Below are 17,925 nucleotides of genomic sequence, written 5' to 3' on the forward strand. Positions count from 1 at the left end.
GCCGGCGGGAGGTGGCCATGGTCGCGCTGGCTCAGAAGCCGCCCTCGGCCGAACGGCTGCGGGCGATCGACGGATTCCTCGCCGAGGCCTGGGCGGACCAGGTCCGCCACGACGAACGGCTGCGGGGGCTCGCCGTGGACGTGCGGTTCGACCGGGGGGTCGCCCACCTGACCGGTGCGGTGACCGAGCCGGCCGAGCTGCGGATGGTCCGCGACCTGGTGGGCCGGCTGGCCGGCGTGTACGGCGTGTGGTCCCGGGTCGGCGTGGGCGGCCGGGAGCCGGTGGTGGTGGACCTGGGCTGCGGCGGCCAGAAGCAGTACCCGACCAACCTGGGGCTGGACATCTTCCCCGCTCCCGGGGTCGACGCCGTGGCGGACCTGTCCGGCTCGCTGCCGCTGGCCGACGACTCGGTCGACGTCTTCTTCGCGGTGCACATCCTGGAGCACCTGATCGACTTCCTGCCGCTGGTGGACGAGTGCCATCGGGTGCTGCGTCCGGGCGGCGTGCTGCACGTGATGAGCCCCTGGTGGGGGCACGTCAACGCCGTGGCCGACCCGACCCACGTACGCCTGCTCGACGTGCAGACCATCAAGGGCATCTGCGGCCAGCGCCCGCCGGGCACCCCGCGCTGGTACCCCCTGCACGCCGGCTGCGACGGCGCCTCCATCTTCGCCGACCTCACCCCCCTCCCGCCCACCGAGCCCCCACCCTCCCCCTCCCACCTGGCCCGCTTCTTCGCCTGACCCCTGCCTCACCCCCGTTGATCATGAAGTTATCGCCGCGACACGCCGACGAGGCGAGCGATAACTTCATGATCAACGAGGGCCGGCGGGAGGGCGGGAGGGCCGGGGGTCAGTGGGGGTGGGTGCTTTCGCGGGGGGTGAGGCGGTAGGGGGCGGTGAGGTCGCGGGGCGGGGTTTCGCGGTCGCCGTCGACGCGGGCGGCCAGCAGCTCGACGGCGAGCCTGCCGATGCGCTCCTTGTCGGGGGCGATCGTGGTCAGCGTGGGCACGCTGAACCGGCCGTCCTCGATGTCGTCGAAGCCGGCCACCGCGACGTCCTCGGGCACCCGCAGGCCGGCCTCGTGCAGGGCGCGCAGGGCGCCGAGGGCGAGGGTGTCGTTGAAGCAGAAGACGGCGTCGGGGCGTACCCCGGTGGCGAGCAGGTGGCGGACGGCGGCGGCGCCGTCCGCGCGGTGCCAGGCCGGCGCGGGCGCCACCAGGGCCTCGTCGTAGGCGATGCCGGCGTCGGCGAGCGCGGCGGCGTAGCCGGCCAGGCGCAGCCGGGCGCTGGCGCCCTCGGGGGTGCGCTGCGACCCGACGGCGGCGATCCGGCGGCGACCGAGGCCGACGAGGTGGGCGGTGATCTCCCGCGCGGCGGCCACGTTGTCGATGCCCACGTGGTCGGCCGGGCCGTGGTCCACCCGCTCGCCGAGCAGCACCATCGGCGTGCCGTCCAGGCCGGCGAGGTCCTCGGCGGTGAGCGCGAGCGGACTGAGGATAAGGCCGTCGATCATGTGGTCGCCGATGCCGGCGGCGGCCACCCGCTCGCGCTCGGCCCCGCCGCCGGTCTGGTCGATCAGCACCGTCCAGCCGCGCTCGGCGGCGGCGGTGACGACGTGCCGGGCCAGCTCGGCGAAGTACGGGATGTCCAGCTCCGGCACGGCCAGCGCGATCACGCCGGTACGCCCCTTGCGCAGGTTGCGGGCGGAGAGGTTGGGCCGGTAGTTGAGCTCTGCGATGGCCTCCTCGACCCGGGCCCGGGTGTCCGGCCGGACGTGCAGGTAGCCGTTGACCACGTTCGAGACCGTCTTGACCGACACCCCGGCCCGCTCGGCCACGTCCTTGAGCCTGTGTCGCACGCTCTCGTCCTCCCCGCCGGTCGTCGTCCCCGGACTCTATCGCGCGACGGCCTCTTTACAACGTTGCTTACAACGTTGTACAAACCTGTGGTACGGCGTGACCGCAGTCACCCGGTACGGCAGAGGAAAGGTGGCAACCCTTGCGCAACGCCCGGCTGACGATCGATCCGGCCTTCGCGATCGGCCCCGCTGACCGGCGGCTCTTCGGCTCCTTCGTCGAGCACATGGGGCGCTGCGTCTACGGCGGGGTCTACGAGCCCGGCCACCCCACCGCCGACCCGCGCGGCCTGCGCGGCGACGTGCTCTCGCTCACCCGTGAGCTGGGCGTCTCCGTGGTCCGCTACCCCGGCGGCAACTTCGTCTCCGGCTACCGCTGGGAGGACGGCGTCGGCCCGGTCGGCGACCGCCCCCGCCGGCTCGACCTGGCCTGGAAGACCATCGAGACCAACGCCTTCGGGCTGGACGAGTTCATGACCTGGGCCGCCGAGGCCGACGTCGAGCCGATGATGGCGGTCAACCTGGGCACCCGGGGCGTGCAGGAGGCCTGCGACCTGCTGGAGTACGCCAACCACCCGGGCGGCACCCAGCTGTCCGACCTGCGCCGCAAGCACGGCGCCGAGGAGCCGTACGGGGTGCGGCTCTGGTGCCTCGGCAACGAGCTGGACGGCCCGTGGCAGGTCGGCCACAAGACCGCCGACGAGTACGGCCGGCTCGCCGCCGAGACCGCCCGGGCGATGAAGATGATCGACCCCTCGATCAGCCTGGTCGCCTGCGGCAGCTCCAACCGGCGGATGCCCACCTACGCGTCCTGGGAGGCGACGGTGCTGGAGCACACCTACGAGCACGTCGACTACATCTCCGCGCACACCTACTACGACCCGTCCGACGGCGACCAGGCCAGCATCCTGGCCTCGGCGGTGGACATGGACAACTTCATCCGCGAGGTGGTCGCCACCGCCGACCACGTGGCCGCCAAGCAGCGGCACCGGCGCAAGCTCAAGGTCTCCTTCGACGAGTGGAACGTCTGGTACGAGTCCCGGCTCAAGGCCGACCTGGACCGGCGCGGCTGGGTCGAGGCGCCCGCGCTGATCGAGGACGACTTCACCGCGGTCGACGCGGTGGTCGTCGGTGACCTGCTGATCACCCTGCTCCGGCACGCCGACCGGGTCGGCGTCGCCTGCCAGGCGCAGCTGGCCAACGTGATCGCCCCGATCCGCACCCGCACCGGCGGGCCGGCCTGGCGGCAGAGCATCTTCCACCCGTTCGCCCTCACCGCCCGGTACGCCCGGGGCACCGTGCTGCGCACCGAGCCGGTCACGCCGGACTACGAGACGAAGCGGTTCGGCGCGGTGCCGGTGCTGGACACCGTGGCGGTGCACGACGAGGAGTCCGGCGAGCTGACCCTCTTCGCGGTCAACCGGGGCTCGGACGACCTCCCGCTCGACCTCGACCTGCGCGGCCTGCCCGGCCTGCGCGCGGTCGAGCACCTGAGTCTCGCCGCCGGGGACGACCCGGAGGCGATCAACACCGAGGCCGAGCCCGACCGGGTGACGCCTCGCGCACTACCCACCCCCACCCTCGACGGCGGTCGGTGCTCCGTGCGCCTGCCCGCGGTCTCCTGGAACGTGCTGCGCTTCGCGTCTCGGCTCTGACCAGGGAATACTTCGTCCCGTCCCCCAAGGAGAGAACCGCATGATGCACAACGAAATGAGCCGCCGGCACCTGCTCGGGCTCGGCGTGGGCCTCGGCGCGGCCGCTTCGCTGACCCTGGCCGGATGCGGCGGCGGCAGCGCCAGCAAGTCGACCGCGACCGGCAACGGTGGCAAGGAGTACACCGGCCCCAAGGTCTCGCTGAACCTGTGGAACGGCTTCACCGGCGGTGACGGCGACATCTTCAAGAAGTTGGTCGAGCAGTTCAACGCCGAGCACCAGAACATCGCGATCGCGGTGAACACCTACCGGTGGGACGACTACTACAGCAAGCTTCCCGGCGCGGTCTCCAGCGGCTCGGGCCCGGACATCGCGGTCATGCACATGGACCAGCTGGCCACCTTCGCCGCCCGCGGCGTGATCACCGAGCTGGACGACGTGGCCAAGGCCCTGGAGCTCAGCGAGGGCGACTTCGCGCCGACCGTCTGGAAGGGCGGCCTCTACAACAACAAGCGGTACGGCATCCCGCTGGACATGCACCCGCTCGGCTTCTACTACAACAAGGCCGTGATGCAGAAGGCCGGCCTGGACCCGAACAAGCCGCCGACCACCCGGGACGAGTTCACCGCCGCGCTGACCGAGCTGAAGAAGTCCGGCGTGCAGGGCTTCTGGATCAGCCCGTTCCAGTTCACCGGCGGCATGACGTTCTACTCGCTGCTGCACCAGTGGGGCGGCACCCTCTTCGACGCCGAGGTCACCAAGGCGACCTTCAACTCCGACCCGGCGGTCGAGGCGTGCACCTGGCTGGTCGACCTGATCAAGCAGGGGCACTCGCCGTCGAACGTCGGCCAGGACGGCGACTACCTCGCCCTCAAGAGCGGCAAGAACGCCTTCAACTTCAACGGCATCTGGCAGATCAACGACATCGCCAAGGACCCGAGCGCGCAGATCGGCGTCGCCGAGCTGCCGCAGATCGGCAGCCAGAAGGCCGCCTGGGCGAACTCGCACAACTTCACCATCGTCAAGCAGCGCAGCGCCGACAACAACAAGATCTCCGGCGCGAAGGTGTTCATCAACTGGCTCAGTGAGCACTCGCTGGACTGGGCGAAGGGCGGTCAGGTCCCGGCCCGCAAGGAGGTCCGGGAGGGTGCCGAGTTCAAGGCCATCCCGAACGTCGCCACCCTCGCCCCGGAGCTGGAGTACGCGGCCTTCCCGCCGGCCGTTCCCGGGCTGGGCGAGGTGGTCACCACCTTCTACACCTCCTTCAACGAGGCCGTGCTGGGCAAGAAGTCGCCCAAGCAGGCCCTCGACGACGGCGCGGCCAAGGCGACCAAGCAGCTGGAGGACAACCGCAAGAAGTACGGGAGCTGATTTCCCGTGGCGGACGTGATCGAGGTCGGGGCGGCGCGCAGGGACGCGCCGCCCCCGGCGGGCGGGAAGAACCGCCGGGGCGCGACGGAGCGGGGCAGCCGCGCGACCCCGTACCTCTTCCTCGCGCCGTACCTGCTGCTCTTCCTGGCGTTCGGGCTGCTGCCGATCCTCTTCGGCGTCTGGCTGAGCGTCCACCAGTGGGATCTCCAACTGCCCAACCGGCCCTTCGTCGGGCTGGACAACTACCGTGACCTCTTCGACAGCGAGTCGGCCATCTACGGCGACTGGTGGTCCAGCGTCCGGGCCACCGCGATCTTCACGGTCTTCTCGGTGCCGCTGCTGGTGGTCGTACCGCTGGGGCTGGCGCTGCTGCTCAACCGGTCGTTCCCGGGGCGGACGTTCTTCCGGGCGCTCTACTTCGCGCCGTACGTGCTCGGCGTGGCGGTGATCGGCCTGCTCTGGCGCTTCCTGCTCGACGCCAACCTGGGCCTGGTCAACCGGCTGCTCGGCGCGGTCGGCCTGCCGTCGGACACCCCGTGGGTGACCGACGTGCCGTGGGCCTGGGTGTCGCTGGTCGGGGTGACCGTCTGGTGGACCTCCGGGTTCAACGCGGTGATCTACCTGGCCGGCCTGCAGGACATCTCGCCGGATCTCTACGAGGCGGCGAAGATGGACGGGGCGAACGCCTGGGACCGGTTCCGCAACGTCACCCTCCCCGGGCTGCGCCCGGTCATGCTCTTCGTGCTGACCACCACGATCCTCGCCTCGGCGAACGTCTTCGGGCAGTCGTTCCTGATCACCCAGGGCGCGCCGGGCCAGCAGACCCGCACCGTGGTCTGGCGGATCGTCGACGAGGGGCTGCGGGACAACGACGCGGGCCGGGCGGCGGCGATGAGCATCGTCTTCGCGCTGGCGCTCGCGGTGATCAGCATCGTCAACTTCCGGTTCTTCCGGTACCGGGAAGACTGAGGGGCCGACCATGACGACTCTCCGCCGCTTCACGCGCTACGCGGTCCTGGTGCTCCTGGCCCTGGTCTTCCTGACCCCGCTGCTCTGGATGGCGATCACCTCGGTGAAGACCTACGGCGACGCCCAGAAGATCCCGCCGAGCTTCGTGCCCCACCCGTTCTCCATCTACGGCTACGAGCAGATCCTCGGCAACACCTCGAACCCGGTGCTGCGCTGGTTCGTCAACAGCATGCTGGCGGCCGCCCTGCACGCGCTGCTGGTGCTGGCCACCGCCTCGATGGCCGCGTACGCGCTGGCCCGGCTCCGGTTCCGCGGCCGGGCGGTCAGCTTCGCGCTGATCGTGGGGACGCTGTTCATCCCGCCCACCTCGCTGATCATCCCGAACTTCGTGATCGCCGACCGGCTCGGCTGGCTGGACACCCTGACCGTGGTGATCGTGCCCGGCGCGGCCAGCGCGTTCGGGGTGTTCTTCCTGCGGCAGTTCTTCCTCAGCATCCCCGCCGAACTGGAGGAGGCGGCGGTGCTGGACGGCGCCAACCACTGGCAGATCTTCACGCAGGTGCTGCTGCCGCTCTCCAAGCCGGCCCTGGCCACGCTGGCCGTGCTGTCGTTCCTGACCAACTGGAACGACTTCCTCTGGCCGATCTACGTGCTGTTCAGCCCGGAGCGGCTGACCCTGCCGGCGGGCCTGGGCCTGCTCCAGGGCGCCTACGTCAGCGACTACCCGGTGATCATGGCCGGGGCGGTGCTGGCCAGCGTGCCGGTGCTGATCCTCTTCGTGGCGGCCCAGCGGCACATCATCCAGGGCGTCTCGCGCAGCGGCCTGAAGGGATGAGCGCCGGGCACACCCGGCTACGCGGTGCGGCGGCGGTCCTCGCCGCCGCACTGCTCGTCGCCGGCTGCGGCGAGAACGGTGCGAACGACCCGACGAGTACGCGGAGCGACCCGAGCATGTTCACCAACCCAGTGGTACGCGCCGACGCCCCCGACCCGCAGGTGATGCGGGCCGGTGACGCCTGGTGGCTGTTCCACACCAACAGCGGTGGCCGCAACGTGCCGGTGCGGCGCTCGGCCGACCTGGTCGACTGGAGCGAGGCCGAGGACGCCCTGCCCGAGCTGCCCGGCTGGGCGGACCCGGGGAAGACCTGGGCGCCGGAGGCGATCCAACTCGCCCCGGACCGGTTCCTGCTCTACTACACCGTCGCCGGGCGGGATTCCGGCCGGCAGTGCGTGGGGCGGGCGGTGGCCGGCAGTCCGCAGGGGCCGTACCGGGACGACTCGACCGAGCCGTTCATCTGCCAGGCCGAACTGGGCGGGGCGATCGACGCGAGCCCGTTCCGGGACACCGACGGCAGCCTCTGGCTGGTCTGGAAGAACGACGGCAACGCGATCGGGGTGGACACCTGGCTCTGGTCGCAGCGCCTGTCCGACGACGGGCTGCAGCTCATCGGCGAGCCGACGAAGCTGCTGAAGCAGACCGAGCCGTGGGAGGGCACCCTGATCGAGGGCCCGTTCTTCCACCGCCACGACGGGCGGTTGTACCTCTTCTTCGCCGCCAACGCGTACGACCGGGCCACGTACGCCGAGGGCTACGCGGTCTGTGAGAGCCCGACCGGCCCCTGCGTGAAGGCCGCCGAGAACCCGATCCTGAAGACCAACGAGGTCGCCTCCGGCCCCGGCCACGCCTCGATGGTCGTCAAGGACGACCGGACCTGGCTGGTCTACCACGCCTGGCCGCCCGGCCAGGAGGGCAGCACCGACCCCGGCCGCCAGGTCTGGCTCGACGAGGTCACCTGGGAGAACGGCAAACCCGTCGTGAAAGCCCCCACCGCCACCCCCCAACCCCGCCCCTGACACCCACACCCCCGCCCGCCGTGGGCGCACTTTCACGGAAAGAGTGGCTATCCCGCCTCGGATAGCCACTCTTTCCGTGAAGGAGGCCCCTCGTGGGGGGGTGGGGTGGGTCAGCTGGCGGGGGTGGGGGTGCGGGGGGTGGGGGCGGGCTCGGCGGTGGCGAGGCGGTTGCGGCGGTAGCCGTAGCCGAAGTAGATGACCGCGCCGAGCAGCATCCAGATCAGGAACCGGATCCAGGTCTCCACCGACAGGTTGAGCATCAGGTAGAGGCAGGCCAGCGCCGAGACGATCGGCAGCACCGGGGAGAACGGCACCTTGAACGGCCGGTCCAGGTCGGGGCGCTTGCGGCGCAGGATCGGCACCGCGACCGAGACCAGCACGAACGCGCAGAGCGCGCCGATGCTGACCAGGTCGGCCAGGGCCGACAGCGGCAGGAAGCCGGCGAGCAGCGCGACCGCCACCGTCATCACCGCGGAGATCCGGTACGGGGTGCCCCAGCGGGGGTGCACCTTGGCGATCGACGGCGGGATCAGGCCGTCCCGGGAGATGGCGAAGCCGATCCGGCCCATGGCCACCAGGTCGACCAGGATCACGCTGGTCAGGCCGGCGATGGCCGCGATGGAGACCAGCACACCGGCCCAGCCCGCGCCGGCCGCCTTGAAGGCCGAGGCGATCGGGGCGCCCCGGTCGATCTCGGTGTACGGCACCATGCCGACCACGACCAGCGAGACACCGATGTACAGCACGGTGGAGATCAGCAGCGTGCCGAGCAGGCCCAGGGTGAGGTCGCGCTTGGGACGGCGGGTCTCCTCGCCGAGGTTCGCCACGGCCTCGAAGCCGGTGTACGCGAAGAAGACCACCGCGGCGGCGCTGAGCACCCCGGCGAAGCCGAAGACCGAGGGCTCCAGCCCGAACAGCGCCTGGGTGACGGGCTGCTTGATGCCGTCGTCGGCGGCGCCGGCGGGCTCCGCCGGCGGGATGAACGGGGTGAGGTTGGCGGCCTTCACGAAGAACAGCCCGGCGGCCACGATGAAGACGCAGATGGCGACCTTGACCAGCACCAGCAGGTTGGTGACCCGGGCGGACTCCCGGATGCCGACGATGGCGACCACGCCGAGCAGCAGCACGATGCCGATCGCGCCGAGGTTGACCACGCTGCCCTCCTCGCCGAACCAGGCGGTGGGCAGGCCGAAGAGTTCGGCGAGATAGCCGGACCAGCCCCGGGCCACCACCGCCGCGCCGAGGGCGAACTCCAGCAGCAGGTCCCAGCCGATGATCCAGGCGACGATCTCGCCCATCGTCGCGTACGCGTAGGTGTAGGCGCTGCCGGCGGTCGGCACGCTGGAGGCCAGCTCGGCGTAGCAGAGCGCGGCGAGCAGGGCGACCACCCCGGCGATGGCGAACGAGATCACCACGCCGGGCCCGGCGCTGTCCCGGGCCTCGATGCCGGTCAGCGTGAAGATGCCGGTGCCGATCACGATGCCGATGCCGAAGCCGGTGAGGTCGCGCGCGCCGAGGTGGCGCTTCAGCCCGAGCTTGCCGTCGCTCCCGTCGGCCTCGCCTTGGGCCAGGACGTCCTTGATCGGTTTGGTGCGCAGCACGGACACCGCGTTCACCCCTTCCTTGACCGCCCCCGTGGCGGCCGGTGACCGGCGATGCTACCCAGCACAGACCCCCGCCAATCACCACTTCACGGGCTGATCGGGCGCTGACCGGGCGTGTGGGGACCGTCACGGTTCGCACGGTGGCCGACGTCGCAGCCCCCGGCGGGTCGGGCCCGTATCCGGACATCCAGGTCGGACCCTTGCGCGAAGCCCATCAGGTGTGAAAATTTTCTACCAGCGGTAGATAGCCGCTGGCGAATCTTGCCACGGATGCCGCGACAACCGGGAGCCCGACGAAGGGACACACCGCATGAAGGCAACTCGGCTCCGAGCCGCCGGGCTGGCCGTGGCACTGCTCGGCGCGCTGGTCGCCGGCACGCCCGCGAGCGCCGCACCGGACACGGCGGCCACCGAACCCGCCACCACCGACTGCATCACCGACCCGGCCACCCCGAAACGCCAGTTCCGGGCCATGTGGATCGCGTCGGTCACCAACATCGACTGGCCCAGCAAGGCCTCGCAGACCGCCCCCGACCAGGTCGCCAAGCAGCAGGCCGAGTACCTGGCCTGGCTCGACCTGGCGCAGAAGCTCAACCACAACGCCGTCGTCGTCCAGGTCCGGCCGACCGCGGACGCGTTCTGGCCCTCGCCGTACGAGCCGTGGTCGGAGTACCTCACCGGGGTGCGCGGCCAGGACCCGGGCTGGGATCCGCTGAAGTTCCTCGTCACCGAGTCGCACAAGCGGAACCTGGAGTTCCACGCCTGGTTCAACCCGTACCGGGTCTCCATGCCGGCCCCGGGCGGCGCCGGCGCGGACCTCACCAAGCTCGCGCCGAACCACCCGGCGCGGCAGCACCCGGAGTGGACCTTCGCCTACCCGCCGGCCGGCGTGGCCGGCAGCCGGCTCTACTACAACCCCGGCATCCCCGAGGTCCGCGAGTTCGTCCAGACCGCGATGATGGACGCGGTCAACCGGTACGACGTCGACGGCGTGCACTTCGACGACTACTTCTACCCGTACCCGAGCGGCACCCACCAGGTGCCGGACGACGCCACCTTCGCCGCCCACAACCGGGGCTTCACCGACAAGGCGGACTGGCGGCGGGACAACATCAACCTGCTGATCCAGGAGATGAACGCCAAGATCAAGGCGGTCAAGCCGTGGGTGAAGTTCGGGGTCAGCCCGTTCGGCATCTGGCGTAACAAGTCGGCCGACCCGCTGGGCTCGGACACCACCGGCAGCCAGTCGTACGACATCATCTCCGCCGACACCCGCACCTGGGTCAAGCAGGAGTGGATCGACTACGTGGTGCCGCAGCTCTACTGGTACATCGGCCAGTACCCGGCCGCCGACTACGCCCGGCTGGTGCCGTGGTGGGCCGAGACGGTGCGCGGCACCCGGGTGCAGCTCTACATCGGCCAGGCCGACTACAAGAGCGGCGACCCGGTGTACGGGCCGTTCTGGCAGAACCCGCGCGAACTGTCCGACCACCTGACGCTCAACCGGTCGTACCCGGAGGTGCTCGGCAACGTGCACTTCTCGGCCGTGCAGGTGCGGGCCAACCGGCTCGGCGCCACCGACATCTACGCCGCCGAGCACTACTCCCGGCCGGCGCTGGTGCCGGCGATGCCGCACCTGCCCGCCAAGCCGCTGCTGCCTCCGGTGGTCACCTGGGCGGAGCGGTCCGACGACGGGGTGCGGCTGAGCTGGCGGCAGCCGGCCGACGGCCGGGGCCCGTTCGGCGACGCCACCTCGTACGCGGTCTACCGCTTCGACTCGGGCGAGCGGGTGGACGCCTGCGGCTTCGCCGACGCGTCGCACCTGGTCGGCACCCTGCGCGCCGACGACGCCACCGCGGTGCAGTCCTTCGTGGACGCCACGGCGGAGCCGGGGCGGACGTACACGTACCACGTGACCGCGCTGGACCGGCTCTGGAACGAGAGCCTGCCCAGCCCGGCGCGGGTGGTGCGCTGACCCAACCGCGAATGCCCCGGGCGGTCACCGCCCGGGGCATTCGTCTGTTTCATCGTCTGTCATCAATAGTACCCGCCGGTAACACATCGAGTTATGGGAATTGCTCGAAACTGGTCCGACCCACGGTGATCCACCGGTCACCGGTCGTAGGCCACCCCCGCGGAGGTACCCGAATGTCCAGACGACTCGCCACCCTCTTCGCCGCCGGCGCGTTCGCACTGCTCGCCATGCTCGGCGTGAGCTCGCCCGCGTTCGCGGTGACTCCCCAGCAGAAGCTCTCGGTGCTCTCCAGCTGGACCCAGACCAGCGCCAGCAGCTTCAACGCCTGGAACTCCGCCCGGCTGAACAAGGCCGCCTGGGCCGACTACGCCTTCGACTGGTCCACCGACTACTGCTCGTCGAGCCCGGACAACCCGCTCGGGTTCAACTTCACCCTCTCCTGCGCCCGGCACGACTTCGGCTACCGCAACTACAAGGCCATGGGCCAGTTCTCCGCCAACAAGGCCCGCGTGGACAGCGCCTTCTACGAGGACCTGAAGCGGTCCTGCGCCACGTACAACGCCGTCGTCCGGCCGGCCTGCTACAGCCTGGCCTGGACGTACTACCAGGCGGTCCGCACCTTCGGCTCGGTCGCCGCCGTCCAGCAGTCCGACATCGACCGGGCCGCCCGGATGAAGGCCGACGCGGAGCGCCGCGCCGCCCTGCGCGGCTGACCCCGCCACCGTCGACTCCGCCGGGCGTCCCCGACCGGGGCGCCCGGCGGCGTCAGGCCCGCTCCCGGCGGTCCAGCTCCTGCCGGCCCGGGCCACCCTGCCGGGGCGCGGCCGCCCCGGCGGTCCGGAACCGGATCGAGTCCGCCCTCAGATCGGGGTGCTCCACCGCCAACGCCAGCGCCGCCGCCTCCTCCAGGCCCAGCTCGCCCCCCTCGCCGTACGCGGCGTCGAAGGCGGCGTCGCCGAGCACCCGGCGCAGCTCGGCCTGGCGCTCCAGCCAGTAACCGCCGTAGATGCCCGGGGTGCCCCGCAGCTGCGCCCGGGTCGCCTGCGCCGCACCGAAGAGCCGGGCGGCGGTACCCAGCTCACCGCCGGCGGCGCAGCGGACCGCCACCGCGTTGACCGTGTCGCAGGCCCGGCCGTGGTAGCCGTGGCTCATCCGGGACCGGAGCGCCACCAGCAGGTGCTCGTGCGCGGCGACCAGGTCGCCCCGGGCCAGGGCGACCATGCCGAGCAGCATGTCCACCGACCGGCGGCCCCGCTCGACCGGCCGCGCCGCCTCCACCGGGCGGGCCGCGCCGAGCAGCTCGGCCGCCTCGTTCAACGCGCCGCGCCGCCACAGCAGCTCGGCCAGGTTGTAGATGGCGAAGAGCGCGTCGCCGGTGACCTGCTGCTCGTGCGCCCAGTCGATCACCTCGCGGCAGACCCGCTCCGCCTCGGCGAACTGCCCCATGTCGATCAGCGGCGCCGCCCGCCCGGCCAGCACCCGGGCGAGCAGCCCGGCGTCACCGGCCTGCCGGGCCGCCGCCTCCGCCCGCTGCGAGTAGCGCAGCTCCTCGGCGAACTCACCGTCCGCGCCGGCGTGCAGCGAGTGCAGGTGGTACGCCGCCGCCAGCTCCCCCTCCGGGATCGCCTCGCCGGTCTCGGCGAGCCGCCCGTAGAGCCGGAACAGCCAGAGCCGCGCCTCCCGGGACAGCCCCCGCTCCCGCCACCACTGGTCCAGCCCGCCGGCCAACCGCAAACCGGCCCGGGCGCTGCCCCCGGTGGCACACCAGCGCAGGGCGGCCCGCAGCTCACTGGCCAGCGGGTCGAGCGCGTACAGCGAGAGGGTCACCGGCTGGCCGTCCGGGCCCAGGTGGGCGCGCTCCAGCGCGTGCGCCGACCAGGCGACGTGCCGGTCCCGCGCGGCCTGCTCCTCGCCGGCCTCCACCAGCCGGCGGGCCGCGTACGCCCGGATCGGGTCGAGCATCCGGTAGGTGCTGCCCGACGCGTGCGGCTCGGCCAGCAGCATCGACTTGTCCACCAGCACCGACAGCGGGTCGAGCGGGTCGTCGTCGAGCAGCCACTCCACCGTGGACAGCTCCACCGGGCCGGCGAACACCGCCAGCCAGCGCAGCAGCCGCGACGCGCGCGGCCCCAACGTCCGGTACGACCAGGTGACCGTCGCCTGCATGGTGAGGTGCCGCTCGGTGGCGGAACGCTGCACCGCCCGGTGCGCGGCCGACGGGGGCACGCTCCCGGCCGCCGCGGCGGCCAGGTCCACGGTGTCCTGCTGGTTGCCCATCCAGCCCCGGTCCGCCGGCGGCTCCGGCACGACCCGCCCGGCGTCCAGGGTGCCGAGCACGTCGTCGAGGCGGGCGGCGAGCTGCCCGACGGAGAGCACCCGGAGCCGGGCGGCGGCCAGCTCGATCGCCAACGGGAGGCCGTCCAGCCGCCGCACCACCCGACGCAGGTCACCGGCCTCCGCCCAGTCCGGCGGTCGGCCACCCCGGGCCGCCGCCGTCCGATCCAGCAACAGCGCCACCGCGTCGCTCTCGGTACGCCCCGGCTGCGGCTCCACCGAGAGCGGCGGGATGCGCCAGACCACCTCGCCGGGCAGGCCGAAGGACTCCCGGCTGGTGGCCAGCACCCGCACCCCGCTCCCGCCGGCGAGCAGCCGGGAGATCACCTCGGCGCAGGCCGCCGGCTGGGCGTCGCAGGTGTCCAGCACCACCAGCATCTGCCGGGCGGCGGCGTACTCGACCAGGGTGTCCAGCATCGGGCGGCCCGGCTCGGGGCGCAGCCCGAGCACCGCGGCGACCGCGAACGCCACCAGCCCCGGGTCAGTGACCGTGGCGATGTCGACGAACCACACGCCGTCCGGGTACGCCTCGACCATTCCGCCGGCCAGCTCGACGGCCATCCGGGTCTTGCCGGCGCCGCCGGCACCGAGCACGGTGACCAGCCGGTGCCGGCGTACCAGCAGGTCGAGCTCCACGCGCTCGGTCTCCCGGCCGATGAAGGAGGTGACCTGGGTGGGCAGGTTGTGTGGCACCGCGTCGGCGGTGCGCGGCCGGGGGAACTGCCGCTCCAGGCCGGGCGCGACGAGCTGGAAGAGCCGCTCCCGGTCGTCGAAGCCGCGCAGCCGGTGCAGGCCGAGGTCGAGCAGGGACGCGCCGCACGGCAGCGGTTCGGCGTGCCGGACGGTCGCCGCCGAGCAGAGCACCTGCCCCCCGTGGGCGGCGGCGGCCACCCGAGCGGCCCGATGCACCTCGGGGCTGGCGTACTCACCGTCGCGCGGCTCCGCGTAGCCGGTGTGCAGCCCCATCCGCACCCTGGGGGTGGCCTCCGGGGTGGGCCAGTCGTGGGTGGACAGCGCGCGTTGGGCGGTCAGGCAGGCGGTCAGCGCCGCCGCCGCGTCGGGAAAGGCGAGGAAGAACGAGTCGCCCTCGGTCAGCAGCTCCGCGCCGTCGGTGCCGGCGAGGGTGTCCCGGAGCAGCCGGCGATGCTCCCACAGCACGGGGCGGTAGCCCGACCCGAGCAGCTGGGCCAGCCGGGTCGAACCCTCGATGTCGGTGAACACAAAGGTCACCCACCCGCTCGGGAGGTGGATCCGTGGCGACATGCGTGGAACCTCCGCCCGTGACGTCGGCTTCATGCTGCCCTATGGTCGGGCCGTCACGCATCGTGAGAACGGCCGGGCGGCGTCCGCCCCAAGGTGCCATTGCCGCCGGTCAGCGGCAAGGTCTGCGCCGCCGAACGGGCCGGTCGTGGCCGCTCAGCAGCAGCCGCCACCACCGCAGCAGCCACCGGCCGGCGCCGGCGGGGCGCCGCCCACCGGTCCACCACCGCCCCGGCCGGTCACCGCGACGGTGGAGAGCAGCTTGACCGTGTCGGCGTGTCCCTGCGGGCAGGACGCCGGATCACCGGCCCGGGCCATCGGGCGGTTGACCTCGAAGGTGTCGCCGCAGGCGCGGCAGCGGAACTCGTACCGGGGCATGCTCCCAGCGTACGGCCGGGCCTGACGGTCGCACCCGGATGGGTGATACTCGACGGGTGGCGAGCGGCGAGGAACCATCGACGGTGCGACCCCTGCGACCGGCGACGCCGCCCGACGGGCCGATCGGCAGCTCCGGCGCCGAGCCGGACCCGACCCCGGTCCCCCGTCCCCGCCGCCCCTTCCTCGACCCGTCCGCCGCCGAAGCGTCGACCGCGACCGCCGCCGGCAGCGCACCGACCACCGTGGAGCCGACCGACGGTGGGGCGGCGCAGGCCGGGGCGGGGACGCCCGGCAGGGCGAAGGCGGACGCCCGGACGACCGACGCGACGGAGGCCGGCCGGGAAGACGTCGACGCGAGCAAGGCCGACGCGGAGAAGGCCGGCGCGGGAAAGGCCGGCGGTCAGGCCGCCGACACGAGCAAGGCCGGCACGAGCAAGGCCGGCGCCGACAAGACCGACGCAGAGACCGGCGACGGGAGCAGGGCCGGCGCGGAGACCGGCGCCACGCCCACCGACGGACTCGAGAAGGATTCGGCGAAAGCCGACGCCAAGGCCGGCGGCGAGCCGGGACGGCGGCGCCGGATGCCGTTCGCGCACGCCGTACGGCTCCCCCCGCCCCGGCAGGCGGTCGTCGGCGCGGCCCGGGCCACCCGGGCCTGGTCCCGGCGCCCGAGCGGCCGGCTGACCCTGCCCGGGGTGTTCCTCGTCGCGCTGGTCGCCGCCACCGCGGTGGTGGGCGCCGTGGTGGTCCCGTCGGCCGTCCGGTCGCCGAAGCCGGTGGCCGTGGACGCGAGCGACGGCGCCGTGGTCGTACCCGCGCCGGGTGCGCTGCCCGGCGCGACCGCCGTGCCGGTGCTGCCCGGCGCGACCGCGCTGCCCGGGCTGCCGCCCGCGACCGGGCTGCCCGGCGGTGTGCCGCCGACCGGCCCGGTCGCCCCGCCCGCCACCGGCCGCCCGGCGGACGCCCTGGCCGCCTGGGCCCAGACCACCGGCGCGCGGGTCGGCATCTCGCCGGTGGCCATGCAGGCGTACGGCTACGCCGAGCTGGTGCTCGCCGAGACCAACCGGAGCTGCCAGCTGAGCTGGACCACGCTCGCCGCGATCGGGTACGTCGAGTCGCGGCACGGGCAGGCCAACGGCGCCACCCTCCAGTCGACCGGCCGGGCCGAACCGGAGATCATCGGCGACCCGCTCGACGGGCAGGGCGGCCGGTCCCGGATCACCGACACCGACCGGGGGCTCTTCGACCGGGACACCGTCTACGACCGGGCGATCGGGCCGATGCAGTTCATCCCGACCACCTGGCAGGAGATCGGCGTCGACGCCGACAACGACGGCCGCAAGGACCCGCACGACCTGGACGACGCGGCGCTCGCCGCCGCCCGGTACCTCTGCAAGGGGGGCCGGAACATGACCATCCCCGGCGACTGGTGGGGCGCCATCCTGTCCTACAACGATGTGCGCCGGTACGCCCAGGATGTCTTCGACAAGGCCAACCAGTACGGGGTGTCCAGCCGTACGTGACGTGATCGTCCGCATACATTGCCGGACCAGACACTTCCCCCCGGCAGCCGATGACGGCAAGCTAGACGGGTGATGGTGCGCGAGTGGGATCCCCGGACCGCGTCGTCCGACGAGGTCGCGTCCGTGCTGGACACGCTGAACGCGGTCCTGGCGGCGGATCTCCCGCAGGACCCGCCCTGGCGGGAGAGTTCCCTGCGGGAATACCTCTCCGAGGTGATGCCGGGTGAGCGGCGGATCTCCTGGGTCGCCCAGGCGGAGCCCGGGCCGGACGGCCGGCCCGGCCCGATCCTCGGCCACCTGCACGTGCTGCTGCTCGGCGACATCGGCGTGCTGGAGGTACTGGTGCACCCCGACGCCCGGCGTACCGGGCTGGGTCGTGAGCTGGTCCTGCTCGCCGGCCGCCGGGTCTACCAGGAGGGCTTCCAGTCGATCGGCGTCGAGGTGGTCGGTGACACGCCGGCCGTCGCCTTCTACGAATCGCTCGGCTTCACCCGGGAGTACGTCGAGACCCGCAGCGTGCTCGACCTCGGCGCGGTGGACTGGCCGGCGCTGGCCGAGATGGCCACCGGCATCGGCGCCGGCTACCACCTGGAGTTCTGCCCGGGCGGCCCGCCGGACGACCTGATCGAGGCGTACGCGCGGGCCAAGGCCGAGGTGCGCGACGTCGACGACGGCGAGCTGCGCCCCAGCTCATACGACCCGCAGCGGCTGCGGGACAGCCTGGACACGCTGCACCGGCGGGGCATGAAGCCGTACATCGTGCTGGCCCTGCACGAGCACAGCGGCGAGGTCGCCGGGCTGACCGAGGTGGTGGTGCCGGCACAGCACCCCACCCGGGCCGACCAGTACGACACCATCGTGGTGCAGGACCACCGCGGCTACGGCATCGACCGGGCGATCAAGGCCCGGATGCTGCTGGAGCTGCGCTCGGCCGAGCCGACGCTGGCCGAGGTGCAGACCTGGAACGCCCAGGCCAACGAGGCGATGCTCAAGGTGAACGCCGAGCTGGGCTACCGCCCCGACCGGGAGTGGTGCGAATACAGCGTGGACGTCGCCGAGCTGGTGCACCGACTCGACGCCGCCCGCTGACCGCGAGTTCACCACGCCGCTCCCCGCGGGGGATGGACGGCGGCCAGCAACGACACTT

The 17,925-nt window shown here is 72.5% G+C and carries 14 protein-coding genes; 10 read left to right on the forward strand and 4 right to left on the reverse strand.

The window, feature by feature from the left end:
- Window positions 1–17 precede the first annotated feature (17 nt).
- Window positions 18–743, forward strand: coding sequence for a methyltransferase domain-containing protein (locus tag ACTWM8_RS27725; protein WP_446211509.1), 726 nt, complete (start codon window positions 18–20; stop codon window positions 741–743).
- Window positions 744–852: 109 nt separating this feature from the next.
- Here ACTWM8_RS27725 and ACTWM8_RS27730 read toward each other — a convergent pair whose 3' ends face one another.
- Window positions 853–1,860, reverse strand: coding sequence for a LacI family DNA-binding transcriptional regulator (locus tag ACTWM8_RS27730; RefSeq protein ID WP_446211510.1), 1,008 nt, complete (start codon window positions 1,858–1,860; stop codon window positions 853–855).
- Window positions 1,861–2,000: 140 nt separating this feature from the next.
- Here ACTWM8_RS27730 and arfA point away from each other — a divergent pair, with 140 nt between their 5' ends.
- Genes arfA through ACTWM8_RS27755 form a run of 5 tightly spaced genes read left to right on the forward strand, consistent with a single transcriptional unit; the run spans window position 2,001 to window position 7,704 of the window.
- A complete protein-coding gene (arfA, locus tag ACTWM8_RS27735) occupies window positions 2,001–3,512 on the forward strand; it encodes an arabinosylfuranosidase ArfA (RefSeq protein ID WP_446211511.1) in 1,512 nt (503 codons plus the stop codon).
- Window positions 3,513–3,552: 40 nt separating this feature from the next.
- The gene (locus ACTWM8_RS27740; RefSeq protein WP_446211512.1) at window positions 3,553–4,881 is read left to right on the forward strand and encodes an ABC transporter substrate-binding protein; all 1,329 of its coding nucleotides are present in this window, start codon (window positions 3,553–3,555) and stop codon (window positions 4,879–4,881) included.
- 6 nt (window positions 4,882–4,887) lie between these two features.
- Window positions 4,888–5,850: a carbohydrate ABC transporter permease gene (locus ACTWM8_RS27745; protein WP_446211513.1), complete on the forward strand. Its 963-nt coding sequence runs from the start codon at window positions 4,888–4,890 to the stop codon at window positions 5,848–5,850.
- A gap of 10 nt (window positions 5,851–5,860) precedes the next feature.
- A complete protein-coding gene (locus ACTWM8_RS27750; protein WP_446211514.1) occupies window positions 5,861–6,685 on the forward strand; it encodes a carbohydrate ABC transporter permease in 825 nt (274 codons plus the stop codon).
- On the forward strand, window positions 6,682–7,704 hold the full coding sequence (locus ACTWM8_RS27755) for a glycoside hydrolase family 43 protein (protein WP_446211515.1): 1,023 nt from the start codon (window positions 6,682–6,684) through the stop codon (window positions 7,702–7,704). Before ACTWM8_RS27750 ends, ACTWM8_RS27755 begins: the two co-directional genes overlap by 4 nt.
- 110 nt (window positions 7,705–7,814) lie before the next feature.
- Here ACTWM8_RS27755 and ACTWM8_RS27760 read toward each other — a convergent pair whose 3' ends face one another.
- Complete coding sequence (locus ACTWM8_RS27760) at window positions 7,815–9,320, reverse strand: amino acid permease (protein WP_446211516.1); 1,506 nt, start codon at window positions 9,318–9,320, stop codon at window positions 7,815–7,817.
- Window positions 9,321–9,618: 298 nt separating this feature from the next.
- On the opposite strand from ACTWM8_RS27760, the gene ACTWM8_RS27765 reads away from it, so the two are divergent.
- Both ACTWM8_RS27765 and ACTWM8_RS27770 read left to right on the forward strand, forming a co-directional pair.
- Entirely contained in the window at window positions 9,619–11,283 is a 1,665-nt protein-coding gene (locus tag ACTWM8_RS27765; protein ID WP_446211517.1) for a glycoside hydrolase family 10 protein, read from the forward strand.
- Between the two features lie 173 nt (window positions 11,284–11,456).
- Window positions 11,457–11,996 (forward strand): phospholipase, encoded by a 540-nt coding sequence (locus tag ACTWM8_RS27770; protein WP_446211518.1) that lies wholly within the window; start codon window positions 11,457–11,459, stop codon window positions 11,994–11,996.
- A gap of 52 nt (window positions 11,997–12,048) precedes the next feature.
- On the opposite strand, the gene ACTWM8_RS27775 is transcribed toward ACTWM8_RS27770, so the two are convergent.
- On the reverse strand, window positions 12,049–14,880 hold the full coding sequence (locus ACTWM8_RS27775; protein WP_446211519.1) for an ATP-binding protein: 2,832 nt from the start codon (window positions 14,878–14,880) through the stop codon (window positions 12,049–12,051).
- Between the two features lie 153 nt (window positions 14,881–15,033).
- The gene (locus ACTWM8_RS27780; protein ID WP_154941724.1) at window positions 15,034–15,255 is read right to left on the reverse strand and encodes an FmdB family zinc ribbon protein; all 222 of its coding nucleotides are present in this window, start codon (window positions 15,253–15,255) and stop codon (window positions 15,034–15,036) included.
- A gap of 38 nt (window positions 15,256–15,293) precedes the next feature.
- On the opposite strand from ACTWM8_RS27780, the gene ACTWM8_RS27785 reads away from it, so the two are divergent.
- Both ACTWM8_RS27785 and ACTWM8_RS27790 read left to right on the forward strand, forming a co-directional pair.
- A complete protein-coding gene (locus ACTWM8_RS27785; RefSeq protein WP_446211520.1) occupies window positions 15,294–16,778 on the forward strand; it encodes a lytic murein transglycosylase in 1,485 nt (494 codons plus the stop codon).
- A gap of 72 nt (window positions 16,779–16,850) precedes the next feature.
- Window positions 16,851–17,867: a GNAT family N-acetyltransferase gene (locus ACTWM8_RS27790; RefSeq protein ID WP_446214700.1), complete on the forward strand. Its 1,017-nt coding sequence runs from the start codon at window positions 16,851–16,853 to the stop codon at window positions 17,865–17,867.
- Window positions 17,868–17,925 lie beyond the last annotated feature (58 nt).

The organism is Micromonospora sp. IBSANI012, assembly GCF_052814045.1.

Excerpts from the sequence above, each read along its gene's own strand:
- ACTWM8_RS27785 (WP_446211520.1), top strand. The coding sequence starts at position 15,294 with ATGGGTGATACTCGACGGGTGGCGAGCGGCGAGGAACCATCGACGGTG.
- ACTWM8_RS27740 (WP_446211512.1), top strand. The coding sequence starts at position 3,553 with ATGATGCACAACGAAATGAGCCGCCGGCACCTGCTCGGGCTCGGCGTG.
- ACTWM8_RS27765 (WP_446211517.1), top strand. The coding sequence starts at position 9,619 with ATGAAGGCAACTCGGCTCCGAGCCGCCGGGCTGGCCGTGGCACTGCTC.
- ACTWM8_RS27755 (WP_446211515.1), top strand. The coding sequence starts at position 6,682 with ATGAGCGCCGGGCACACCCGGCTACGCGGTGCGGCGGCGGTCCTCGCC.
- ACTWM8_RS27780 (WP_154941724.1), bottom strand. The coding sequence starts at position 15,255 with ATGCCCCGGTACGAGTTCCGCTGCCGCGCCTGCGGCGACACCTTCGAG.
- ACTWM8_RS27770 (WP_446211518.1), top strand. The coding sequence starts at position 11,457 with ATGTCCAGACGACTCGCCACCCTCTTCGCCGCCGGCGCGTTCGCACTG.
- ACTWM8_RS27725 (WP_446211509.1), top strand. The coding sequence starts at position 18 with ATGGTCGCGCTGGCTCAGAAGCCGCCCTCGGCCGAACGGCTGCGGGCG.
- ACTWM8_RS27790 (WP_446214700.1), top strand. The coding sequence starts at position 16,851 with ATGGTGCGCGAGTGGGATCCCCGGACCGCGTCGTCCGACGAGGTCGCG.
- ACTWM8_RS27750 (WP_446211514.1), top strand. The coding sequence starts at position 5,861 with ATGACGACTCTCCGCCGCTTCACGCGCTACGCGGTCCTGGTGCTCCTG.
- ACTWM8_RS27775 (WP_446211519.1), bottom strand. The coding sequence starts at position 14,880 with ATGTCGCCACGGATCCACCTCCCGAGCGGGTGGGTGACCTTTGTGTTC.